The sequence below is a fragment of the Blastococcus sp. SYSU DS0541 genome, assembly GCF_054050875.1.
This window is the reverse complement of the sequence record NZ_JBJHAD010000011.1, coordinates 94,174-116,128: the sequence shown is the minus strand read 5'-3', so window position 1 is coordinate 116,128 and position 21,955 is coordinate 94,174. Positions and strand designations below refer to the sequence as shown.

Sequence of the window (21,955 nt, the reverse complement as noted above, 5' to 3'; positions counted from 1 at the left end):
TGTCGCGGTGGCCAGGTGGTCACGGCGGGCGGGAAGGGTGAACGGGGGCCAGTGGGAGCGGCGAGCGGGCTCGGCGACAGGGGCCGGCGACGGGTCAGCGGAGCGGCGAGCGCCGGGGGCCGACCTCGGCGTGCTCGGCCGCGGCCCGGCCGGCGTGCCACCCGCCCGCGTCGACCGAGGACCGGCTGCGGCTGGACCGGAGCCGGGGGAACAGCTCGGCCGTCCGGGCCGCCACCGCCTCCTGCCGCGACCGCAGCACGGGGAGCAGGTCCACGCCCCGTTCCACCCCCGCCTCCGTGGTCGCCCGCAGCCGCGCCGCGGCCAGCCGCTCGCCGATGCGGTGCGCGTAGCCGAGCAGGAACGCGCGGCGGAACGACCGCGCCGCGGAGCGGCCCTCCTGCCGCTCCGCGGCGGCCAGTGCCTGCGCGACCTGCAGCAGCAGGGACGTGAACAGCAGCTCCACGGCGTCCAGGTCGGACCGGAGGCCGACGAGGGTGGCGATGCCCAGACCCTGGTACCAGACGAGCTGCACGTCGTTCGCCTCCGCGACCGCGCCCAGCAGCTGCGTCTTGGCGCGCGCGTAGGGGTCGGCGACGTGCACCCGCCGGGTGTCGACGTCGACGGCCGTAGCCGCGCCACCGCCGAGCAGCGCGGCATCCACCGCGTGCCGGGTCATGAGCTCCTGCGCCTTGGCCGTCAGCGCCTCCGCCTCCTCGGGGAACTCGGTGGACTCGGCCTTGGCCAGCAGGGCGCGGATGCGCCGCAACGCCCGGTCGTCGCCGCCCGCGGCCGGCCGGTCGGCGCCCGGCCGTGGTGCGCCCCACCGCGACGGGGGCGGCACCAGCACCTCGAGCCGGGCCGTGCACCGCAGCAGCCCGGCCACCTGCAGCACGGTGCGCCACGCCTCGGCGGGCGGACGGCGCTCGGCCCGCTGCCAGGCGCTGACCGCGGCGCTCTCGCCGGCGTCCACGTCCAGGGCCCCCAGTTCCCGCAGCTGCCCGACCCAGGTCTCCGGCGCCCGCGAGACCGCGTCGGTGCGGCGCGCGTGCTCGGCGATCAGCGCCACGACCAGCGGGACCGATCCGGCGCCGGCCTCCCGCCGGGCGGCGTGGGTGACGTCGGCCGGCTGCCAGCCGCGCTCCCAGGTCTCGTCGAGCGCGTCGCGCAGGGTCCGCCCGGCCGGGCCGCCGTCGTCGAGGGGGAGCCCGGTGCTGCTGAGCGTGGCCGCGAGCTCCGACGCGACCCGGGCGTCGGTGAGCACTGCGGCGCGGTGCCGGAGGAGGTCTGCGAGCCAGGCGTCGTCGATCACGCCCGGCATGCTCCCCGCCCCCGCCGACGGCCCGGGGAAGCGGCCTGTGGGGAACGCCCGCCGTCCACAACCGCGGCTAGGGTCTGGCCGTGGCCGCCACCTACCGCATCGCCGAGGCGGCCGCGCTGCTCGGCGTCAGCGACGACACGGTGCGGCGCTGGGTCGACAGCGGCCGGCTCCCGGCGCGCCGGGACGGCGGGGGGCCGGCGGTGGTCGACGGCGCGGACCTCGCCCGGCTGGCGACGCAGCTGCGCGAGGCTCCGGAGCCCGGGACGACGCCGTCCTCGGCCCGCAACCGGCTGGCCGGCATCGTCACGAACGTCCTCCGCGACGGCGTCATGGCGCAGGTCGAGATCCAGGCCGGGCCCTTCCGCGTCGTCTCCCTCATGTCTCGCGAGGCGGCCGACGAGCTGGGGCTGGTCGTGGGCGTCCGGGCGGTAGCGACGGTGAAGGCAACCCAGGTGAGCGTCGACGTCCCGTAGTCCGCATCTGCGGAGCTGCGCCGCGCAGGGCTTGCGCGGCTGCGGGTTCAACTGGTGAAGTCTGCCGCAGGAGCGGTCGACCGAGGAGGTGCCGTGCGCGCGCGTGCGCTGCTCGTGGCGGTGCTGCTGGCCCTCCCCGGCTGCGGCGCGTCGTCGGAGGCGGACGCCGGCGCGGCTGCGGGCGGCCGGCTCTCCGGCACCCTCACCGTCTTCGCCGCCGCCTCGCTCACCGACGTCTTCACCGAGCTCGGCGGCCGGCTCGAGGGGGAGCACCCGGGCCTGGAGGTGCGCTTCAGCTTCGCCGGCAGCTCCGGGCTGGCCACGCAGCTGGAGCAGGGCGCCCCCGTCGACGTCTTCGCCTCCGCCGACGAGGCGCAGATGGACCGGGTCGCCGACCTGGTGGGTGCCCCGCAGCCCTTCGCCGCCAACGAGCTGCTGCTCGCCGTGCCGGCGGACGACCCCGCCGGCATCGAGCGGAGGTCGGGCGCGGGCACCCCCGGCCTGGCCGACCTGCTCGGGGTCGACGACGTGCTCGCCGTCTGCGCGCCGGAGGTGCCCTGCGGCGCCGCCGCGGCGGAGGTGCTCGAGGCCGCCGGTCTGGCCGGGGCGCCGGACACCCTCGAGGACGACGTCCGCGGCGTGCTCACCAAGGTGCAGCTCGGCGAGGTCGACGCCGGGCTGGTCTACCGCTCCGACGTCTCCTCCGACGGCGGCGTCCGCGCCCTCCCCTTCCGCGAGTCCGGCGCCGCCCGCAACCGCTACCCGGTCGCCGCCCTGCAGGACGCCCCGAACCCGGACGCTGCCGCCGCCTTCGTCGACCTGGTGCTCTCCGACGAGGGGCAGGCCGCGCTGGCCGACGCCGGGTTCCAGCAGCCGTGAGCCGCGCTCCCGAGGGCACCCGCGTCCCGGTGCCCCTCCTCGTCCCGGCGGCCCTGGGCGTCGCCTTCCTGACCCTCCCGCTGCTCGGGCTGCTGGCGCGCACCCCGTGGTCGGAGCTGGCCACCCAGCTCGCCGCGCCGGGGGTGGGCCAGGCGCTGCGGCTGTCGCTGGTGTCGGCGACGCTCGCCACCGGCCTGTCGCTGCTGCTGGGGGTCCCGCTCGCCTGGGTCCTCGCCCGCTCCCGGGCCCGCGGCCGCGCGGTGCTCCGGGCGCTGGTCACCGTGCCGCTGGTGCTGCCCCCGGTCGTCGGCGGCGTCGCGCTTTTCCTCGTGCTGGGCCGGCAGGGGATCGTCGGCTCCTGGCTGGACGACGCCTTCGGCATCACGATCCCGTTCACCACCACCGCCGTCGTCATCGCCGAGACCTTCGTGGCCATGCCGTTCCTGGTCATCAGCGTCGAGGGCGCCCTGCGGGCCGCCGACGCCCGCTTCGAGGACGTCGCCGCCACGCTCGGCGCCGGCCGCTGGACGACGTTCCGCCGCGTCACCCTCCCGCTCGTCGCCCCCGGCGTCGCGGCCGGCGCGGTGCTCTGCTGGGCCCGGGCGCTCGGCGAGTTCGGCGCCACCATCACCTTCGCCGGCAACTTCCCCGGCACCACGCAGACGATGCCGCTCGCGGTCTACCTCGCGCTGCAGCGGGATCCCGACGCGGCGATCGTGCTCTCGGTGGTGCTGCTGGCCGTCTCCCTGGCCACGCTGCTGCTGCTCCGCGACCGCTGGCTCGGCCGGGCGCCGGTATGAGCCTGACCGCGACGGTCGCCACCCGCCGGGGCGACCTCGACCTGCGGGTCGAGGTCGAGGTCGCCGACGGCGAGGTGCTGGCCCTCCTCGGTCCCAACGGCGCGGGGAAGTCGACCTTCGTGCGCGTGCTGGCGGGGTTGCTGCCCCCCGACCGCGGCCGGGTCGTCGTCGACGGCGAGGTCTGGGACGACGGCGAGGGCGCGTCCGTCCCCGCCCACCGGCGCGCCCTCGGGATGGTCTTCCAGGACGCGCTGCTCTTCCCGCACCTGAGCGTGGTCGACAACGTCGCCTTCGGCCTGCGCACCCGGGGTGCGGCGCGGGCGCGGGCACGGGCGGCCGCCGAGGAGTGGCTGACCCGGGTCGGGCTCGAGGGGCTGGGGAGCCGCAGACCCGCCCAGCTCTCCGGCGGTCAGGCACAGCGGGCCGCGCTGGCCCGGGCGCTCGTCGGCGACCCGGCGCTGCTGCTGCTCGACGAGCCGCTGTCGGCCCTGGACGCGCGCACCCGGCTCACCGTGCGCGCCGAGCTGCGCCGGCACCTCGCGGGGTTCCGCGGCAGCACCGTGCTCGTCACGCACGATCCGGTGGACGCGATGGCGCTCGCCGACCGCGTCGTCGTCGTCGAGGAGGGGCGGGTCGTGCAGGCCGGCAGCCCGGCCGAGGTGGCCCGCCGGCCGCGTACCGACTACGTGGCCCGGCTGGTCGGGCTGTCGCTCCTGCCGGGCACCGGGGAGGGGCGCGTGGTGCGGCTCGACGGCGGCGCGGTGGTCGTGGTGGCCGAGGAGGCCACCGGGCCGGTGTTCGCGGCGGTCCGTCCCGAGTCGGTGGCGCTCTACGCCTCCCGCCCCGACGGCAGCACCCGCAACCTCTGGCGGCAACGCCTGGTCGGGGCGACGCCGCACGGCGCCACCGTGCGCTGCGAGCTCACCGGGGAGGTGCAGCTGGTCGCCGACGTCACGGCGACCTCCTTCGCCGAGATGGGTCTCGTCCCGGGCGCGGAGGTGTGGGCCGGCGTGAAGGCCTCCGAGGTCGCCGTCTACGCCCGCTGAGAGAGTGGGGGGATGAGCACCGCAGCCCTCGTCCTGGCCGCCGGGGGTGGCCGCCGCTACGGCATGCCCAAGGCGCTGGTCGAGTACGAGGGCAGCCTGCTGGTCGAGCGGGCGGTGCGGACGGCGCGGGCGGTCTGCGACGTCGTCCTCGTCGTGCTCGGCGCCCGGGCGGTGGACGTCTGGCGGACCGCGGACCTCACGGGCGCGACGGTGCTGGCGAACCGGGACTGGGAATCGGGCATGGCCTCCTCGCTGCGCACCGGCCTGGACGGGCTGCGCGGCTTCCCGGGGACGGTGGACGCCGCACTGGTGACCCTGGTCGACATGCCGGGCCTCACGCCCGCCGCGCTGCGGGCCGTCGTCGCCCACGCCGCGCCGGACGCGCTGGCGACCGCCACCTACGACGGCGTCCGCGGCCACCCGGTGCTGCTCGGGCGCGACCACTGGGCCGGCGTCGCGGAGACGGCCACCGGCGACGAGGGCGCCCGCCGCTACCTGGCGGCGCACGACGTCGTCGAGGTCGACTGCACCGGCCTCGCCGATCCGGTCGACCTCGACGTCCCGCCGCCGGGGGTAGCGTCGGCGCCGTGATCGCCAGGGTCGTGGACACGCCGCTGTCCGTCGCCGAGCACGAGGACGCCGTCTCCGTCGCGGCGGCGGGGGCCGTGGTCTCCTTCGCCGGCGTCGTCCGCGACCACGACGGAGGCCGCTCGGTGACTGAGCTGGAGTACGTCGGCCACCCGAGCGCCGCCGACGTCATCACCGAGCTGGCCGAGGAGTTCGCCGCGCGCCCCGAGCTGCACGCCGTCGCGGTGAGCCACCGCGTCGGTCTGCTCGGCATCGGCGACGTCGCGCTCGCGTGCGCGGTCAGCGCCTCGCACCGCGGTCAGGCGTTCGCCGCCTGCGCCGAGCTCGTCGACGAGGTGAAGAAGCGGCTGCCCATCTGGAAGCGGCAGGTGTTCGGCGACGGTGAGGAGGAGTGGGTCGCCTGCCCCTAGGCGCCTGCCTCAGCCGGCGAACTCGCGCACCGGCAGCCCCCGCACCCCGACGTCCACGGTGAACAGCGAGCCGGCCACGCCGTCGTCCAGGCCGCCCTCGGCGGAGGTGGTGACGAACAGCCGGTCCAGGGCGCGGCCGCCGAGGGTGCATGCCGTCACCTGCGGCGTGGGCAGCTCCACCACGGCGTCGCGCCGGCCGTCGCGGTCGTAGCGGTGCACCTCGCCGCCGCCGTAGAGCGCGACCCAGACCCCGCCCTCGGCGTCGACGGTGAGCCCGTCGGGGTTGCCGTCGTCCGGGAACGTCACGAACGGGCGCCGCCCGCTCAGCCCTGCCCCGGCCTCGTAGTCGAAGACGTCGATGCGGTGGGTCGCCGTGTCGGCGTAGTAGGCCAGCGACCCGTCGGGGCTCCACTCCAGCCCGTTGGAGACGGTGACCCCGCCGAAGACGTGGTGCACGCTGCCGTCGGGGTCCAGCCGGTACATCGACGCGGCGCCCGGCGTCTGGTCGTAGGCCATCGAGCCGCACCAGAAGCGGCCATCGGGGTCGCAGCCGCCCTCGTTCATGCGGATGTCGGGGTTCGTCCACACCGGGTCCAGCAGGGTGAGGGTGCCGTCGGGGCCCTCGAGGGCGAACCCGCGCTCCACCGCGATGACCGCGCCGCCGCCGCGGCGCGGCCGGACGACCGCCGCGACGTCCGCGACGTGCCGGCGGGCGACCGAGCCGTCCTCGCCCACCGTGAGGACGTCACCGGCGAGCATGTCCACGCAGCGCAGGCCGCCCCACGCCGGCGACCACACGGGCCCCTCGCCGTGGTGGGTCACCGCACCGGTCAGCCGCTGCGCCTTCACCGGGCCTCCGTCCCGACGGGGCCCGGCAGGTCGGTGGCCAGCAACGTGTTCAGCATGCGGGCAGTGTGCTCGACGACGGGGAGCTCGCGGCTGGCGCTGCGCGGCTTGGCGCGGAAGGCGATCCCGCAGAGCGTCCCGAACAACTCGAGGTCGCGGGTCACGAGGGGGACGCCCACGTAGGCGGCGATGTCGCGGATGGAGCCGTAGGACCGCGAGGCGTAGGCCGGCACGGCGGCGGTCACGGTGGCCACCCGCGGTGCGTTCCCCTCGATCATCTGGCGGCAGAAGCTCTGCGCCCACGGCAGCTCCGTGCCCGGGCGGACGCCGGCCTCCGGGAACGCGCGCACGATGATCTGCCGGTCGTGCTCGACGTGGGTGACCACCCACAGGTCCCAGCCGACGTACCCGTGCAGGAAGCGCAGCGCTCCCTCGGCCGCGGAGAGCCAGTCACCCCACGGCGCCACGTCGGCCACGCCCGACGGAACCATGTCGTACGAAATACCACCGCGGCGGGCCGGCCAACCGTCCGGAGCGAGGTCAGCGTGCTCCGGCCAGGCCGTCGTCGTCGGTCCGCCCGTCGCGCTCGAGCTCGGCCTCCTCCGCCTCGGCCTCCAGCCGGTGGGCCTCCCCGTCGACCTTCGCCGCGGCGTCGCCGTGCGACTCGCCGTACAGCTCCTCGGCCCGGCCGAACAGCTCCTGGGCCTTCGCCTTCGCTCTGTCGAAGATGCTCATGACTCCTCCTCCATCCGGCCGCCGACCGACCGGGTCGGCGCGGGAACGGCCATCCTCCACGGTCGCGCCTGCCGACGGGGCGGACGGCCCTCGCTCACCCCCCGGCGAAGGGCGGGAGCACGTCCACGACCGCACCGGCGGGCAGCGGCGCCTCCCGGTCGCGGGCCTGGGCGCCGTCGACCAGGAACGAGCAGGCGGTGAGCACCCGCTCCAGCCGCTCTCCGTGGGCGACGGCGATCCGCCCGACGAGCTCGTCGAGGCTGGCGGCCTCGCAGCGCTCGGTGTCGACGCCGGAGGCGGCGCGGGCGCCGGCGAAGTAGCGGACGGTGACGGTGGTCGCCGCCGGGGTGGTGGGGTTGCTGGACAACTCAGCCGCCGATCGCCGACATGGGCCGGGTCGGCTGCAGGAAGCTCGGGTCGTCGATCCCGTGGCCGGGCAGCTTGCCCAGGGTCGCGATCCGCCAGCGGTCCGCCAGTTCCGCATCCGTGGCGCCCTCGCGCAGCGCCGTCCGGAGGTCGGACTCCTCGCGGGCGAACAGGCAGTTGCGGATCTGCCCGTCGGCGGTGAGCCGGGTGCGGTCGCAGCTGCCGCAGAACGAGCGGGTGACCGAGGCGATCACACCCACCGTGGCCGGCCCGCCGTCGACCAGCCAGCGCTCGGCCGGTGCCGAGCCCCGCTCCTCGCTGTCGGGGGTGAGCTCGTGCGCCGCCGACAGCCGCTCCAGGATGTCCTCGGCGGTGACCATGCGACCGCGCGTCCAGGCGTGGTGGGCGTCCAGCGGCATCTGCTCGATGAAGCGCAGCTCGTAGCCCTGCTCCAGGCAGTAGTCCAGCAGCGGGACGGCGTCGACGTCGTTGATCCCGTGCAGCAGGACGGCGTTCACCTTCACCGGCGTGAGCCCGGCGTCCCGCGCGGCGGCCAGGCCGGCGAGGACGTCGTCCAGCCGGTCGCGGTGGGTGAGGGTCTTGAACCGCTCCCGGTCGAGGGTGTCCAGGCTGACGTTGATGCGGTCGAGCCCGGCCTCGGCGAGCGCGGGCGCCATGCGGGAGAGCCCGATGGCGTTGGTGGTGAGGCTGACCTCGGGCCGCGGGTGGAGCGCCGTCGCGGCGGCGACGATGCCGACCAGGCCCGGGCGCAGCAGCGGTTCGCCCCCGGTGAAGCGCACCTCGCGGATGCCCAGGTGCTCCACCCCGATGCGCACCAGGCGGGCGACCTCGTCGTCGGTGAGCTGCTCGACCTTGGGCAGCCACTGCAGACCCTCCGGCGGCATGCAGTAGGTGCAGCGCAGGTTGCACCGGTCGGTCAGGGAGACCCGCAGGTCGGTCGCGGTGCGCCCGTACCGGTCGACCAGGCCGCCGGAGCCGGCGGCCACGGTGCCCACGGCACGGCGGACCGCGGGGTCGGGGAGGTCGGCGCCGGTCATGGGCCGAATGTAGCCGCGACGGGCGACACGTGGCGGGCCGGAAATGCGCGGGCCCCCGCCGCGGAGGCGTTGCTACCGTTCCCTCGCCACCCGAGAGACCGGCGGAGGACGTCCCGCACTCGCCCGTGGCCAGGAAGCGCGAGAGAACCCGTGTCGGCCCGCACCGTCTTCAGCCCCTACCGCTGCCTCTTCACCGTTCCCGGGTCCGTGGCCTTCTCCCTGGCCGGGTGGGTGGGGCGGCTGCCCGCCCCCATGCTCGGCCTGGGCGCGGTGCTCCTGGTCTCGCGGGAGACCGGGAGCTACGGCCTCGCCGGTGCTGTCGCCGGCGCCCTCGCCCTCAGCTACGGCGTCGCCGGACCGCAGTGGGCGCGGGCCATGGACCGCCGCGGCCAGGGCCCGGTGCTCCGCCTGGCGATGGCCGCCTTCGCGCTCACCGGCGTCGCCTTCGTCGCGGCGGTGGTCGGCGGCGGACCCCGCTGGAGCTGGTTCCTGCTGGCCGCGGCGGTCGGGGCCAGCAGCCCCAACGTCGGCTCGCTGGTGCGCGCGCGGTGGGCCGCGGTGCTCGACCCCGCGGGGCGGCAGACGGCGTTCGCGTTCGAGGCCGTCGCCGACGAGGTGGTCTTCGTCGTCGGTCCGCCGCTGGTGACGCTCCTGGCCACGCTCGTCGCGCCGCCCGTCGGCTTCCTCACCGGGGTGGTCCTCGGCACGATCGGCGGCCTCTGGCTCGCCGCCCTCCGCGACACCGACCCGCCGGCGCACCCCGTCGCCGGGGCGTCGGCCGCCCGGTGGTGGGCGGTGCTGACGCCGACGCTGCTGGTCGTCACCGTCACCTACCTGGCCGTGGGCACGGTGTTCGGCGCCATCGACGTCGTGGTGGTCGGCTTCGCCGAGGCCGAGGGGGCGCCGGCGCTCTCCGGGGTGGCCCTCGCCGTCTTCGCCGCGGGCAGCCTGGTCGCCGGGCTGGTCTACGGCCTCGCGCGCCTGCCCGGCACGCTGGCCACCCGCTTCGTCGCGACGGCGGTCGCCTTCGGGCTGGCCGCCCAGCTGCTGTGGGGCGTCGGCTCGCTGGCGGTGCTCGTCGGGGTCGGCTTCCTGGCCGGGCTGACCATCGCGCCGGTGCTCGTCTCGGGCACCTCGCTGGTGGAGTCCCGCACGGCGCCCGGTCTGCTCACCGAGTCGCTGGCCTGGACCATCTCCGGCCTCACCCTCGGCGTCACCGCGGGCTCGGCGCTGGCCGGTGCCGCGGTGGACGCCTGGGGCGCGGAGGCGGCCTTCGCCGTGCCCGCGGGGGCCGCGGCGCTCGCCGCCCTGCTCGCGCTCGGCGGCGGGGCGCTGGTCGCGGACCGGCCGGCGCCCACCCCCCTGGTTGAGGACCGCACCACCGGGTAGGCGGGCGACGGGTCGATCGCGCACCACCGTTCGTGCGGCTCGCGACCCCTCCCCGAACCGGAAGGACCAGCCTGTGGCTCACTCACCCGTGCCCTCCCTCGCCCTCAACAACGGGGTCGAGATCCCGCAGCTCGGCTTCGGCGTCTACCAGGTCCCGCCCGCGGAGACCGCGGACACCGTGGCGACCGCCCTCGAGGTCGGCTACCGGCACATCGACACCGCGGAGATGTACGGCAACGAGAAGGGCGTCGGCGAGGCCGTCGCACGCTCCGGCCTCGACCGCGGCGAGATCTTCGTGACGAGCAAGCTGAACAACGGCTTCCACCGTCGCGACGACGCGCTGCGCGCCTTCGACCGGACGCTCGCCGACCTCGGGTTCGACCAGCTCGACCTCTTCCTCGTCCACTGGCCGCTGCCCGGCATCGACGTCGACTACGTCGAGACCTGGAAGGCGATGGAGGAGATCTACCGCGACGGCCGCTGCCGGGCCATCGGCGTCTCCAACTTCCAGCCGCACCACCTGCGCCGGCTGTTCGACGAGACCGAGGTCGTCCCGGCGGTGAACCAGATCGAGGTCCACCCCTACCTGGCGCAGGACGACGTCCGCGCGTTCGACGCCGAGCACGGGATCGTCACCGAGGCATGGTCGCCCATCGCCCAGGGCAAGGTGCTCGACGACCCGGCCGTCACCGCGATCGCCGAGCGCCTCGGCCGCACCCCGGCCCAGGTCGTGCTGCGCTGGCACGTGCAGCGCGGCGACGTCGTCTTCCCGAAGTCCTCCTCCCGCGAGCGCATGGCGGAGAACTTCGCGCTGTTCGACTTCGAGCTCGGCCGCGAGGACATGGCCGCGCTCACCGGGCTGGACCGGGGCGAGCGCACCGGCCCCGACCCGGACACCTTCAACTACATCCCCGGCTGAGCCGACCGCGAGCCAGGACCCCTGGTGATCAGGTCCGCTGATCACCAGGGGTCGCTCGCCGGCCGCGCGGCTCACTCCCCGCGCCGCACCGGGGGCTTCTCCTCCGGCGCGGAGGCGACGTTGCGCTGGGCCTCCGGCGGGTCCAGCGGGCCCTCGACCTCGTGCTCGTGGTCGGTGCGGGGGACGTCCTCGCGCCACGGCACCTCCGTGCCGGTGCGGGGGACGGCGTCCGGGTTCTCGTGCGACGGTGCCGACATGGTGCTTCCCCTTCGTCCGTGCGTGGTGTGCGTCCGACGACCGGAGGGGTGACCGGCGGAGCCTCCGGCAACCGGGCGGGGGCCGACCGTCGGCAATTCGTAAGGAAGCGCCGGCTCAGTCGGTGGTGACGAAGTCGATGAGCTCCTCGACCCGGCCGATGAGCGCGGGCTCCAGGTCGGTCCAGGTGCGCACGCGGGCGAGGATGCGCTGGGCCCACACGTAGCCGGTGTCGTCCTCCCAGCCCAGCCGGCGGCAGACGCCGGTCTTCCAGTCCTCACCCTTGGGCACGGTCGGCCACGCCCCGATGCCGACGACGGAGGGCTTGACGGCCTGCCAGATGTCGATGAACGGGTGACCGACGACGAGCGCGTGGTCGCCGGTGATCCGGGCGGCGATGCGGGACTCCTTGGAGCCGGTCACCAGGTGGTCGACGAGCACGCCCAGTCGCCGTCCCGACGACGGGCGGAACTCCTCGACGATGCCCGGCAGGTCGTCGACCCCGTGCAGCGGCTCGACGACGACGCCCTCGATGCGCAGGTCGTGGCCCCAGACCTTCTCCACCAGCTCGGCGTCGTGCTTGCCCTCTACGTAGATGCGCCCCTCGCGCGCGACCCGGGCGCGGGCGCCTGCCACGTAGGTGGAGCCGGAGGCGCTGCGGGCCGGGCCGGCCGGCGCGGTCTGCTTGGGCCGGACGAGCACCACCGGGCGCCCGTCCACCCAGAAGCCGGGGCCGAGCGGGTAGGCGCGCACGCGCCCGAACCGGTCCTCGAGGTGGACGACGTCCTTCTCGCAGCGCACGACGGCGCCGACGAACCCGCTGCTCGGGTCCTCGACGACGACGTCCTTGACCGCTTCGACCTCGGGCGAGGCCTTCTTGACGGTGCGCGGGTGGACCAGGTTGTCGTACGGCGAACGGGGAGGCACGCGACGACGCTAAGCACGGTGCCCGCGCGGTCGTGGGCGGCGCGCCGACCCGGTGTGCCGGACCCGTCCCGGACGACACGCCCGGGCAGAGCCGGATCACGCACCGTGACGGGTGCTAGCGCTGTGGACGGGGGCGCCGGTGGGTGGGTGCCCGCCGGGTGGATATGGGCGTGACCTGCGCGGATGTCGGTGGCAGGCCGGCCGGCGGCTCCGGATGCAGGCCGTGCGCGGTGATGCGGACGCGGGGCGATCCCGGTCCGTTCCGATCTGCTCGTTTCGCGGCCACCGTCCCGGTCACCCATCGGAGGGACGAACATCCCCGAGCTCAGATAGGAGCGACAACGACGATGATCGGCACCGAGACCATCAGCCGCGTGATCGGCCAGGACGTCTACGACACCGAGGGTCAGAAGATCGGGTCCGCTTCCGAGGTCTACCTCGACGACGAGACCGGCCAGCCCGAGTGGGTGACCGTCCGCACCGGTCTGTTCGGCACCAAGGAGTCCTTCGTCCCGATCCGTGACGCCAACCTGACCGACGACGGCCTCCGGGTACCGGTCAGCAAGGACCGCGTCAAGGACGCCCCCAAGATCGACACCGACGGTCACCTCTCCCCGCAGGAGGAAGAGGAGCTGTACCGGTACTACGGCCTCGGCAGCGGGACGACCGGCCGCACCGAGACCGTCACCACGACCGAGACCACGGGCATGGCCGGGACCGCCGGAACGGTCGGCACCGACCGCACCGACACCCGGGGCACCGTCGGCCACGACACCTCCGGCCCGACGACCGACAACGCCATGACCCGCTCCGAGGAGCGGCTGGACGTCGGCACCCGCCAGGAAGAGGTGGGCCGCGCCCGCCTGCGCAAGTACGTCGTGAGCGAGAACGTCACCGAGACCGTCCCCGTCTCCCGCGAGGAGGTCCGGGTCGAGCGCGAGCCGATCACGGACGCCAACGTGGGCAACGCCATGGACGGGCCCGCCATCAGCGAGGAGGAGCACGAGGTCACCCTCCGCGCGGAGAAGCCGGTCGTCGCCAAGGAGGCCGTGCCGGTCGAGCGCGTCCGCCTGGACAAGGAGACCGTCACCGACGAGGTGCGGGTCGACGAGACCCTCCGCAAGGAGGAGATCGAGGTCGACGGGGCGGACGACACCAACCGCCGGATGTGAGCAAGGACCCCCTTCCTCCCCACCCGTCGCACGCTCAGGGCGGGATCCTGGAAGGGGGCCGCTGACGGGCGGCGGCCGACCGAGACCAGACTCCGGTCGGCCGCCGTTGTCGTCCCCGGGGTGCCGGTCAGTCCCCCAGGCAGGCGGTGAGGGCGCCCACCATCAGCGGGACGTCGAGGGCCGAGGCCAGCTCGCGGCAGGAGTGCATGGCGAGCATGGGCGCCCCGATGTCCACCGTGGTCACGCCCAGCCGGGTGGCGGTGAGCGGCCCGATGGTGCTGCCGCACGGCAGGTCGGCGCGCGTGACGAACGTCTGCACGGGGACCCCCGCCTCGTCGCAGCGCTCGGTGAACCAGCCACCGGAGGCCGCATCGGTGGCGTAGGCCTGGTTGGCGTTCACCTTCAGCACCGGACCGCCGCCAAGCTCCGGCCGGTGCGCAGGCTCGTGCCGCTCGGCGCGGGTCGGGTGCACCGCGTGGGCCATGTCGGCCGACACGAGCACCGACCGGGCCAGCGCCCGGTGCGGGGCCTGCGGGTCGCCGTCGTCGGTCGCGGCCGCGAGCCGCCGGACGACGTCCTCGAGGAAGCTCCCGCGGGCGCCGGACATCGAGCCGCTCCCCACCTCCTCGTGGTCGTTGCACACCAGCACCTGCGTGCGCTCCCCGGCGGGCGCGGCGAGCAGGGCCAGCAGCCCGGAGTGGCAGCAGGCCAGGTCGTCCAGCCGCGGTGCGGCCACCCACGTGCCGTCCGCGCCGGCGCGCGCGGAGGGCTGGGTGTCGGCCAGCACCAGGTCGGTGCCGACGACGTCCCCGAGCTCCACCCCGGCGGTCGCGGCCAACGCCTCGGCCAGCGCCGGCCCGGTGCCGAGGTCGCGGTCCCACACCGGCACGAGGTGCTGCTGCGGATCGAGGGTCAGCCCCTCCCGGACGCTGCGGTCGAGGTGGATCGCGAGCGACGGCAGCCGAAGGGGGGCGCCGGGCAGCCGGACCAGGGCGGTGCGCGGATGGGTGGGGGAGTCGGAGCGCAGCACCAGCCGCCCGGCGACGGTGAGCTCCCGGTCCAGCCAGGTGTGCCAGAGCCCGCCGCCGTAGGGCTCCACGCCCACGAGGCGGTAGCCGGACTGCCGCACCTCCCAGCGCGGGCGGACCTTGAACGTCGGCGAGTCGGTGTGGGCGCCGACCAGCCGCATGCCGGTCTGGGCCAGCGAGCCGCTGCCCAGGCGGAAGGCGATGACGCTGCCGTGCCGGACGACGAAGTGCTGCCCGCCCGGGGCCGGGGCCCACGAGTCGGTCTCCGCGAGCTCGGTGAACCCGGCGGCGCGCAGCCGGCGCACCAGCTCGGCGACCGCGTGGGCGGGGGACGGCGAGGCGTCGACGAAGGCGCGCAGGTCGTCGCCGAGGGCGAGCGGGTCGAGAGCGGCGGTCGGCATGCGGCCATCGTGCCCGACGCCCGGAGACGGTGAGGGCGCGGTCGCCGACGGTGGGGTGGGATGCTGCTGGTGTGAGCGAGCGCACGGTGCCCGGGAGCCCCGACGAGCTGTCCGCCGCGCTGGAGGCCACCGGCTACCTCGCCGACGAGGGGCTAGCCACCGCCGCCCACCTGGCGCTGGCGATGCACCGGCCGCTGTTCCTCGAGGGCGAGGCCGGCGTCGGGAAGACGGCGCTGGCCCAGGCGCTGGCGCAGATCACCGACCGGCCGCTCTACCGGCTGCAGTGCTACGAGGGGCTCGAGGCCAGCCAGGCGCTCTACGACTGGGACTTCGGCCGCCAGCTGCTGCACCTGCGCGCGGCCGAGGCGGCGCACGCCGCGGACGACCCGGCGCGGCTGGAGGCCTCGCTCTACGATCGCCGCTTCCTGCTCGCCCGGCCGCTGCTGCAGGCGCTGGAGGACGCGCCGAGCGTGCTGCTGGTCGACGAGGTGGACCGCGCCGACGACGAGTTCGAGGCGTTCCTGCTGGAGATCCTCTCCGACTTCACCATCTCCATCCCGGAGCTCGGCACGGTGCGGGCGGAGATCCCGCCGCTGGTCGTCCTCACCTCCAACCGCACCCGCGAGGTGCACGACGCGCTCAAGCGGCGCTGCCTCTACCACTGGCTCGCGCACCCGGACTTCGACCGCGAGGTGGCGATCCTGCGCCGCCGGCTGCCCCAGGTCACCGAGCAGCTGGCCCGGCAGGTGGCCCGGGCGACGGCGACGCTGCGGACCCTCGACCTGCTCAAGCCTCCCGGGGTCGCCGAGGCCATGGACTGGGCGACGGCGCTGCACACCCTCGGCGCCCGCGACCTGGACCCCGACCTCGCGGCGCGGACCCTCGGCGCGGTGCTCAAGTACCGCGAGGACACCGAGCGGGTGCGGTCGCTGGCCCCGGAGGCGCTGCTCGGTGGCTGAGCGCGACGTGGTCGACACGGTGCTGGGGTTCGCCCGCACGCTGCGGCACGCGGGGGTGACCGCCTCCCCGGACCGGGTCCAGGCGATGCTCGGCGCCCTGGGGCACCTCGACGTCCTGAAGCCCTCGGCGGTCTACTGGGCCGGCCGGCTCACGCTGTGCGCGGGCCCCGACGACCTCGACCGCTACGACGCCGCGTTCCTGGCCTGGTTCTCCGGGCGACGGCCGCGCCCCGCGCCCGCAGCGCCGCAGGTGCGGCCCCGGCTCGCCGCCAGCGCGCCGCTGGACGCCGGCGAGGGCGAGGGGGAGGACGACGACCCCGATGCCCCCGACCTCGCTGCCCGCGCCAGCGCCGACGAGGTGCTGCGCCACCGCGACGTCGCCGGGCTGACCGACGCCGAACGGGCCCACCTGAGGCGGCTGTTCGCGCTGCTGGTCCCCGCCGCGCCGATGCGCCCGGCCCGGCGGCGGCGGCCGGCCGCCCACGGCGGGGTCCACCCGGCACGCACCGTGCGGCGGGCGCTGCGCGACGGCGGCGAGGTGAGCCGGCTGATGCACCGCCGGGCGCGCCCCCGGCCGCGCCGGGTGGTGCTGCTGGTCGACGTCTCCGGCTCCATGACCCCCTACGCCGACGCGCTGCTGCGGTTCGCGCACGCCGCGGTCCGGGCCCGGCCGGCCTCCACCGAGGTGTTCACGATCGGCACCCGGCTCACCCGCGTCACCCGCGAGCTGCGGCTGCGCGACCCGGACCGCGCGCTCGCGGCCGGCGGCGAGGCGATCCCGGACTGGTCGGGCGGCACCCGGCTGGGCGAGGTGCTCAAGGCCTTCCTCGACCGGTGGGGTCAGCGCGGCACCGCGCGCGGGGCCGTCGTCGTCGTCTGCAGCGACGGCTGGGAGCGGGGGGACACCACGATGCTGCGGGAGCAGATGGCCCGGCTGCGGCGGCTGGCGCACACCGTGGTGTGGGTCAACCCGCACAAGGGCCGCATGGGGTACGAACCCCTCACCGGCGGGATGCAGGCCGCGCTCCCGTCGGTCGACCACTTCGTGGCCGGGCACAGCATGGCCGCGTTCGAGGAGCTGTCAGGAGTGATCCACCGTGCTTGAAGGACCTCGGCCCCCTCACCACTCGCAGGCTCGCGGCGAGCCTCCGACCGAGGCCGGACGACAGGAGGACGCGGATGCGCGACGTTCTTGACGATCTCGTCGGCTGGTGGCAGGCGGGGGAGACCGTCGGGGTGGGCACGGTGGTGGGCACCTGGCGCTCGGCGCCGCGGCCGGCCGGCGCCTCGATGCTGGTCGGGCCGGACGGGACGGCGGTCGGCAGCGTCTCGGGCGGCTGCGTCGAGGGCGCGGTGTACGAGGAGGCGAAGGACGCCGTCGACACCGGCGAGCCCGTCCTGCGCCGCTACGGGGTCAGCGACGACGACGCCTTCGCCGTCGGCCTGACCTGCGGCGGGATCCTCGACGTCTTCGTGGAGCCGGTCTCCCGCGAGTCCTTCCCCGAGCTGGGCGAGGTCGCGGAGTCGGTGGGCCGGCACGAGCCGGTCGCCGTCGTCACCGTGGTGGCCGGGCCGGACGACCGGTTGGGCCGCCGCCTGGTGCTCTGGCCCGACCGGGCGTCGGGGACGCTGGGCTCCCAGCGGCTGGACGACGCCGTGGCCGACGACGCCCGCGGCATGCTGGCCGCCGGGCGCACCGCCCTCCTGCACGTGGGCCACGACGGCGAGCGGCGCGGCGACGACCTCACGCTCTTCGTCAACTCCTTCGCCCCGGCGGCGCGCATGGTGGTCTTCGGCGCGATCGATTTCGCCGCCGCCGTCGCCCGGGTCGGGGCGTTCCTGGGCTACCGGGTCACCGTCTGCGACGCCCGGCCGGTGTTCGCGACGCCGAAGCGCTTCCCGGACGCGCACGAGGTCGTCGTCGAGTGGCCGCACCGTTACCTGCAGGCCGAGGTGGACGCCGGGCGGATCGACGAGCGCACCGTCCTCTGCGTGCTCACCCACGACCCGAAGTTCGACGTCCCGCTGCTGGAGGTCGCCCTGCGCACCCCGGTGGCCTACGTGGGGGCCATGGGCTCCCGGCGCACGCACGACGAGCGGTTGGCGCGGCTGCGCGAGGCCGGGCTGACCGAGGACGAGCTCTCCCGGCTCGCCTCGCCGATCGGCCTGGACCTCGGTGCGCGCACCCCCGAGGAGACGGCGGTGTCGATCGCCGCCGAGATCATCCAGGGCCGCTGGGGCGGGACCGGCCGCCGGCTGGCCGAGGTGGAGGGCCCCATCCACCAAGGACCCCCCGGCCCCCCGCCACTCGCAGGCTCGCGGCGGGCCCCTGCCGAGGGGCCGGGAGGCCGCTGAGGCACCGGTACGACGGGCGGCCGACGGCGACGGTGCCCGGGGACGGTGGCGACCGGCGTCGCGACCCGTCGCCGCGCACACGAGGGGGGCCATGAGCATCCGACGTCTCGGCACGGCGGCCGCCGCCGTCCTGCTGCTCGCCGCGTGCAGCGGCTCCGAGGAGGCCCCGAGCGGGGCGGCGGCCACGAGCGGCGCCGAGAGCGGGAGCTCGCTGGCCGAGCAGGACGCCGCCGGGGTGGTCGACGCCGCCTTCGCCGCCCTCGAGGACGCGGGCGCCGTGCACGTCGTCGGCTCGGTGGAGGAGGGTGGCTCGACCCAGGAGCTCGACCTGCGGCTGCAGGGCGAGGACGCGCAGGGCACCGTGACCCTGGACGGCACCGCCGCCGAGCTCATCTTCACCGCCGGCACCGCCTACGTCCGGGCGCCGGCCGACTACTGGGCCTCCTTCGGCATGCCCGCCGAGTTCGCCGGTCAGCTGGAGGGCCGGTGGGCGCTCATGCCCGCGGAGGTGGCGACCTCCTTCAGCACGCTGACCCTCTCGGGGATGGCCGACCAGCTGCGCGCCGCCGCGGGGGCCCAGGCCACCGGTGAGGTCACCAGGGGCGAGCTGGACGGCGAGCCCGTCGTCGTCGTCACGCAGGCCGACGGCAGCAGCCTCACCGTCGCCGACGACGAGTCCGGCCCCCTACCCGCTGCGGATCGACAACCGGGGCGACGCGCCGGCCACGGTGGAGTTCAGCGAGTTCGGCGAGGCGGTCGAGATCACTGCCCCGGAGGACCCGGTCGACCTGGACGGCCTCGGCGGCTGATCTGCCGTAGCCTCCGCCGGGTGAGCGTCGGTCCCCCGGTCCCCGGCCCGGTCGTCGGCCTGCGCCGTGAGCGCGAGGTCCTCACGGTCGCGCTGCAGACCCACCGGCACGTGGTCCTCGAGGGGCCGCCCGGCACGGGGAAGTCGACCCTGCTGCGGGCGGTCGCCGGCGAGGTCGGCCGCGACGTCGTCTTCGTCGAGGGCAACGCCGAGCTCACCCCGGCGCGGCTGGTCGGCTCCTACGACCCGGCCGCGGTGATGGCCGAGGGCTACGTGCCCGGCAGCTTCACCGACGGCCCGCTGCTCACCGCGATGCGCGGCTCGGGGCTGCTCTACCTGGAGGAGCTCAACCGCATCCCGGAGGAGACGCTCAACGTCCTCATCACGGTGCTGACCGAGGGGGAGATCGCCGTCCCCAGGCTGGGCACGGTGCGGGCGGCGGCAGGCTTCCGCCTGATCGCCGCGATGAACCCGTTCGACGCGATCGGCACCGCGCGGGTGGGCCAGGCGATCGCCGACCGCATGTGCCGGGTGGTGCTCGGCTACCAGGACGAGGCCGCCGAGCGGGAGATCGTCGCCTCGGTCACCGGCGCCCCGCCCCGGCCGGTCGCGCTGGCGGTGGCGCTGGTGCGGGCCACCCGCGAGCACCGCGACCTGCGCACCGGCTCCTCCGTCCGCGGCGCGATCGACCTGGTGCTGCTGCTCGACGGCCTGCTGGAGCTGCGCGGGCTGGCGGAGCTGGAGGACGACGGTGCCCGCGAGGCGGCGCGGGACGCCCTGCACGCCGCGCTCTCCGGCCGGATCCGGGTCACCGAGGGCGTGGAGCGTACCCCCGAGGCGGTGCTCGACGATATCCTGGAGCAGGTCTGGCCGCCCCAGGCCGGGCCGCCCCCGGACCCGTCGCCCGGGGCGCCACCGGCGCCCGCCGGGGACGGCCCGGGAAAAGCGGGGGGCCTGCCGCCTGAGGCGGCAGGCCCGGATGCCGGCGGCGCCCGGCGCGAGCGGCCGGCCCGGCGGGGCCCGCGGCAGACCGCGCGCCGTGAACTGCAGCTGCGGCACGCCGCCTTCGACGAGGTCAGCCCCGAGGTGGGCGAGCTCGACGAGGAGGCGTTCGCCGGGCTGATGGGGGCCGACCCCGACGCGGCCGCGGCGCTCCTCGCCGACCTGGCGCTCGCCACCGACCGGGAGCTCCGCGCGGCCGCCCGCCGGCTCGCGGCCCGGGTGTTCGTGCAGGTGGGGCGGGTCGGTACGGCGCGGGCGCGGGGCGCCCGGCGGCTGGTCACCGCCCGCGGTGGGGACGGTGAGCTGGACCTGGACCGCACGCTGGAGCGCTGGAGCGGGCCGTGGCCCCCGTCGCCCGAGGACGTCGCGACCCGGCGGTGGACCGGCTCCCGCCGGGCGGTCTGCCTGCTGGTCGACCGGTCGGGCTCGATGAGCGGGCTGGGGGTGGCGATCGCCGCGGTGGCCGCGGCCGGCGTCGTCCTGTCGGCCGGCGAGCGGCTGGACACCAGCGTCCTCGCGTTCGCCGACCGGGTCGAGGTGCTGCAGCAGCACGGCCGCCACCGCTCGGCGGAGGACCTGGTGCTCGCGCTGGTGGGCCTGCGCGGGCACGGCACCACTGATCTGGCAGCGGCGCTGCGGGCGGCGGCCGCGCAGCTGCGGACGGCCCCGCACGCAGACGAGCGGCTCGTCGTCCTCCTGTCGGACTGCCTGGCCACCGCCGGGGACGACGCCGCGTCGGCGCTGGCCGGCATCGACCGGCTGGACGTGCTGTGCCCGTTGCCCGGCGGGACGGCGGAGGAGGAGGCCCTGACGGCGTCACGGGCGCTGGCGGCACGCGGTGGGGGCTCGGTCGCCCCGGTGCGCTCGCTGGCCGACCTCGGCCCGGCGCTCACGCGGCTGCTCGCCTAGGGCGGCCTCCTGCCGGAGGCAGAGGGGTCTCCCGGGCAGTCCGTCTCTGCCCATCCGGAGTGGGCAGAGACGGACCGCGCCGAGAAGAGGTCCCCGTTACCGGTCGGCGTCGGTGTAGACGATCATGCCGCGGATGTTCTTGCCGTCGCGCATGTCCTGGTAGCCCTGGTTGATGTCCTCCAGGGCGTACTTCGTCGTCACCAGCTCGTCGAGCTTGAGCTGGCCCTCCTGGTAGAGGGAGAGCAGCTCGGGGATCGCGTTCCGCGGGGCCAGGCCGCCGAAGATCGCGCCCTGCAGGTCCTTCTGCAGGAGAGTCAGCTCGAACAGGCTGAGCTTGACGTCGACGTTGGCGGCGTTGCCCATGCCGGTGACGACGGCGCGGCCGCCCTTGCCCGTGACGCTGAGCGCGGCGGCGATGTCCTCGCCCTGGATGTCGCCGACGGTGATGATCGTCTTCTCCGCCATCCGGCCCCAGGTGAGCTCGTTGATGGCCGGCGTGGCCTCCTCGATGTTCGCGAAGGCGTGGGTCGCGCCCATCTCCATGGCCCACTCGCGCTTCTGCGCGACCGGCTCGATGACCATGACCCGCTTGGCGCCGGCCGCGGCCGCGCCCTGGACGGCGTTCATGCCGACGCCGCCGACGCCCATGACGACGACGTTCTCGCCCGGGCGGACGTCGGCGACCTTGGTGGCCGAGCCCCAGCCGGTGGTGACGCCGCAGCCGACGAGCGCGGCGATCTCCAGCGGGATGTCCGGCTCGATCTTCACCACCGACGCCTGGTGCACCGTCATGTACGGCGAGAAGGTGCCCAGCAGGCACATCGGGATGACGTCCTTGCCGCGGGCCTGGACCCGGTAGGTGCCGTCGGAGATCGACGTGCCGGCCAGCAGGTTGGCGCCGAGGTCGCAGAGGTTCTGCTGCCCGCGCGAGCAGGGCGGGCACGTACCGCACGCGGGGATGAAGGCGGTGACGACGTGGTCGCCCTCCTTCAGCCCGGTGACGCCGGGGCCGACCTTGGTGACGACGCCGGACCCCTCGTGGCCGCCGATGACCGGGTAGGACGCCACCGGGGTGCCGCCGGTGACCAGGTGCTCGTCGCTGTGGCACAGCCCCGAGGCAGCGAGCTGGACCTGGACCTCACCCTCCCGCGGATCACCCAGTTCGATCTCCTCGACCGACCATTCCTCGCCCACGCCCCACAGGACCGCGCCCTTGGTCTTCACCCGGTGATTCCTTCCGTCGGCCCGCGTCGTCGCGGGTGCTCAGCGCACACGTCGGTGCGTCGTGTGCAGTGCATCACAGACTGCTGAG

23 protein-coding genes are annotated in these 21,955 nt (G+C 75.7%); 13 read left to right on the top strand and 10 right to left on the bottom strand.

Annotation, left to right across the window (positions count from 1 at the left end):
* Positions 1–94 precede the first annotated feature (94 nt).
* Positions 95–1,309: a DUF2786 domain-containing protein gene (locus ACI794_RS13555; RefSeq protein ID WP_456616624.1), complete on the bottom strand. Its 1,215-nt coding sequence runs from the start codon at positions 1,307–1,309 to the stop codon at positions 95–97.
* A gap of 89 nt (positions 1,310–1,398) precedes the next feature.
* Here ACI794_RS13555 and ACI794_RS13550 point away from each other — a divergent pair, with 89 nt between their 5' ends.
* The 6 genes from ACI794_RS13550 to ACI794_RS13525 all read left to right on the top strand — a co-directional run bounded on the left by ACI794_RS13550 (position 1,399) and on the right by ACI794_RS13525 (position 5,514).
* Entirely contained in the window at positions 1,399–1,791 is a 393-nt protein-coding gene (locus ACI794_RS13550) for a TOBE domain-containing protein (RefSeq protein WP_456580284.1), read from the top strand.
* A gap of 93 nt (positions 1,792–1,884) precedes the next feature.
* The gene (gene modA, locus ACI794_RS13545) at positions 1,885–2,670 is read left to right on the top strand and encodes a molybdate ABC transporter substrate-binding protein (protein ID WP_456616623.1); all 786 of its coding nucleotides are present in this window, start codon (positions 1,885–1,887) and stop codon (positions 2,668–2,670) included.
* Positions 2,667–3,470: an ABC transporter permease gene (locus ACI794_RS13540; RefSeq protein WP_456616622.1), complete on the top strand. Its 804-nt coding sequence runs from the start codon at positions 2,667–2,669 to the stop codon at positions 3,468–3,470. Before modA ends, ACI794_RS13540 begins: the two co-directional genes overlap by 4 nt.
* Positions 3,467–4,516 carry an ABC transporter ATP-binding protein gene (locus tag ACI794_RS13535; RefSeq protein ID WP_456602228.1) on the top strand — a complete coding sequence of 350 codons (1,050 nt, stop codon included), beginning with the start codon at positions 3,467–3,469 and terminating at the stop codon, positions 4,514–4,516. Before ACI794_RS13540 ends, ACI794_RS13535 begins: the two co-directional genes overlap by 4 nt.
* A 12-nt stretch (positions 4,517–4,528) precedes the next feature.
* Complete coding sequence (locus ACI794_RS13530; RefSeq protein WP_456616621.1) at positions 4,529–5,107, top strand: nucleotidyltransferase family protein; 579 nt, start codon at positions 4,529–4,531, stop codon at positions 5,105–5,107.
* Positions 5,104–5,514: a molybdenum cofactor biosynthesis protein MoaE gene (locus tag ACI794_RS13525; protein WP_456602230.1), complete on the top strand. Its 411-nt coding sequence runs from the start codon at positions 5,104–5,106 to the stop codon at positions 5,512–5,514. The genes ACI794_RS13530 and ACI794_RS13525 overlap by 4 nt, the downstream gene beginning before the upstream one ends.
* Positions 5,515–5,523: 9 nt before the next feature.
* Here the strand turns inward: ACI794_RS13525 and ACI794_RS13520 are convergent, their stop codons facing one another.
* From ACI794_RS13520 to moaA, 5 genes are all read right to left on the bottom strand, one after another.
* Positions 5,524–6,363, bottom strand: a complete 840-nt coding sequence (locus tag ACI794_RS13520; protein WP_456580290.1) for an SMP-30/gluconolactonase/LRE family protein — start codon at positions 6,361–6,363, stop codon at positions 5,524–5,526.
* The gene (locus ACI794_RS13515; RefSeq protein ID WP_456580291.1) at positions 6,360–6,836 is read right to left on the bottom strand and encodes a GAF domain-containing protein; all 477 of its coding nucleotides are present in this window, start codon (positions 6,834–6,836) and stop codon (positions 6,360–6,362) included. The genes ACI794_RS13520 and ACI794_RS13515 overlap by 4 nt, the downstream gene beginning before the upstream one ends.
* A gap of 64 nt (positions 6,837–6,900) precedes the next feature.
* Positions 6,901–7,095: a hypothetical protein gene (locus tag ACI794_RS13510; RefSeq protein ID WP_456580292.1), complete on the bottom strand. Its 195-nt coding sequence runs from the start codon at positions 7,093–7,095 to the stop codon at positions 6,901–6,903.
* A 94-nt stretch (positions 7,096–7,189) separates the two neighbouring features.
* Positions 7,190–7,462 carry a MoaD/ThiS family protein gene (locus ACI794_RS13505; RefSeq protein ID WP_456602231.1) on the bottom strand — a complete coding sequence of 91 codons (273 nt, stop codon included), beginning with the start codon at positions 7,460–7,462 and terminating at the stop codon, positions 7,190–7,192.
* A 1-nt stretch (position 7,463) separates the two neighbouring features.
* Positions 7,464–8,519, bottom strand: coding sequence for a GTP 3',8-cyclase MoaA (moaA, locus tag ACI794_RS13500; protein WP_456602232.1), 1,056 nt, complete (start codon positions 8,517–8,519; stop codon positions 7,464–7,466).
* Between the two features lie 150 nt (positions 8,520–8,669).
* Here moaA and ACI794_RS13495 point away from each other — a divergent pair, with 150 nt between their 5' ends.
* Both ACI794_RS13495 and ACI794_RS13490 read left to right on the top strand, forming a co-directional pair.
* Positions 8,670–9,908: an MFS transporter gene (locus ACI794_RS13495; protein ID WP_456602233.1), complete on the top strand. Its 1,239-nt coding sequence runs from the start codon at positions 8,670–8,672 to the stop codon at positions 9,906–9,908.
* Positions 9,909–9,981: 73 nt separating this feature from the next.
* Entirely contained in the window at positions 9,982–10,827 is an 846-nt protein-coding gene (locus tag ACI794_RS13490; RefSeq protein WP_456602234.1) for an aldo/keto reductase, read from the top strand.
* 71 nt (positions 10,828–10,898) lie between these two features.
* Here the strand turns inward: ACI794_RS13490 and ACI794_RS13485 are convergent, their stop codons facing one another.
* Together ACI794_RS13485 and ACI794_RS13480 are read right to left on the bottom strand one after the other, a co-directional pair.
* A complete protein-coding gene (locus tag ACI794_RS13485) occupies positions 10,899–11,084 on the bottom strand; it encodes a hypothetical protein (RefSeq protein ID WP_456580297.1) in 186 nt (61 codons plus the stop codon).
* A 115-nt stretch (positions 11,085–11,199) separates the two neighbouring features.
* Positions 11,200–12,009 carry a DUF3097 domain-containing protein gene (locus tag ACI794_RS13480; protein WP_456602235.1) on the bottom strand — a complete coding sequence of 270 codons (810 nt, stop codon included), beginning with the start codon at positions 12,007–12,009 and terminating at the stop codon, positions 11,200–11,202.
* Between the two features lie 347 nt (positions 12,010–12,356).
* Here ACI794_RS13480 and ACI794_RS13475 point away from each other — a divergent pair, with 347 nt between their 5' ends.
* On the top strand, positions 12,357–13,181 hold the full coding sequence (locus tag ACI794_RS13475; RefSeq protein WP_456580299.1) for a DUF2382 domain-containing protein: 825 nt from the start codon (positions 12,357–12,359) through the stop codon (positions 13,179–13,181).
* 127 nt (positions 13,182–13,308) lie between these two features.
* On the opposite strand, the gene ACI794_RS13470 is transcribed toward ACI794_RS13475, so the two are convergent.
* A complete protein-coding gene (locus tag ACI794_RS13470; protein ID WP_456602236.1) occupies positions 13,309–14,610 on the bottom strand; it encodes a M18 family aminopeptidase in 1,302 nt (433 codons plus the stop codon).
* Positions 14,611–14,681: 71 nt separating this feature from the next.
* Here ACI794_RS13470 and ACI794_RS13465 point away from each other — a divergent pair, with 71 nt between their 5' ends.
* The 4 genes from ACI794_RS13465 to ACI794_RS13450 all read left to right on the top strand — a co-directional run bounded on the left by ACI794_RS13465 (position 14,682) and on the right by ACI794_RS13450 (position 20,643).
* A complete protein-coding gene (locus ACI794_RS13465; RefSeq protein ID WP_456602237.1) occupies positions 14,682–15,569 on the top strand; it encodes an AAA family ATPase in 888 nt (295 codons plus the stop codon).
* On the top strand, positions 15,562–16,674 hold the full coding sequence (locus ACI794_RS13460; RefSeq protein WP_456602238.1) for a vWA domain-containing protein: 1,113 nt from the start codon (positions 15,562–15,564) through the stop codon (positions 16,672–16,674). Before ACI794_RS13465 ends, ACI794_RS13460 begins: the two co-directional genes overlap by 8 nt.
* 74 nt (positions 16,675–16,748) lie before the next feature.
* Positions 16,749–17,924, top strand: a complete 1,176-nt coding sequence (locus ACI794_RS13455) for an XdhC family protein (protein WP_456616620.1) — start codon at positions 16,749–16,751, stop codon at positions 17,922–17,924.
* Positions 17,925–18,015: 91 nt separating this feature from the next.
* Positions 18,016–20,643, top strand: a complete 2,628-nt coding sequence (locus ACI794_RS13450; protein WP_456616619.1) for an AAA family ATPase — start codon at positions 18,016–18,018, stop codon at positions 20,641–20,643.
* A gap of 96 nt (positions 20,644–20,739) precedes the next feature.
* Here the strand turns inward: ACI794_RS13450 and ACI794_RS13445 are convergent, their stop codons facing one another.
* Complete coding sequence (locus ACI794_RS13445) at positions 20,740–21,867, bottom strand: NDMA-dependent alcohol dehydrogenase (protein ID WP_456602242.1); 1,128 nt, start codon at positions 21,865–21,867, stop codon at positions 20,740–20,742.
* Positions 21,868–21,955: the final 88 nt, after the last annotated feature.

Coding starts and splice junctions, on each gene's coding strand:
- ACI794_RS13535 (WP_456602228.1), top strand. CDS start 3,467: ATGAGCCTGACCGCGACGGTCGCCACCCGCCGGGGCGACCTCGACCTG.
- ACI794_RS13530 (WP_456616621.1), top strand. CDS start 4,529: ATGAGCACCGCAGCCCTCGTCCTGGCCGCCGGGGGTGGCCGCCGCTAC.
- ACI794_RS13510 (WP_456580292.1), bottom strand. CDS start 7,095: ATGAGCATCTTCGACAGAGCGAAGGCGAAGGCCCAGGAGCTGTTCGGC.
- moaA (WP_456602232.1), bottom strand. CDS start 8,519: ATGACCGGCGCCGACCTCCCCGACCCCGCGGTCCGCCGTGCCGTGGGC.
- ACI794_RS13485 (WP_456580297.1), bottom strand. CDS start 11,084: ATGTCGGCACCGTCGCACGAGAACCCGGACGCCGTCCCCCGCACCGGC.
- ACI794_RS13475 (WP_456580299.1), top strand. CDS start 12,357: ATGATCGGCACCGAGACCATCAGCCGCGTGATCGGCCAGGACGTCTAC.
- ACI794_RS13470 (WP_456602236.1), bottom strand. CDS start 14,610: ATGCCGACCGCCGCTCTCGACCCGCTCGCCCTCGGCGACGACCTGCGC.
- ACI794_RS13455 (WP_456616620.1), top strand. CDS start 16,749: ATGCGCGACGTTCTTGACGATCTCGTCGGCTGGTGGCAGGCGGGGGAG.
- ACI794_RS13450 (WP_456616619.1), top strand. CDS start 18,016: ATGAGCATCCGACGTCTCGGCACGGCGGCCGCCGCCGTCCTGCTGCTC.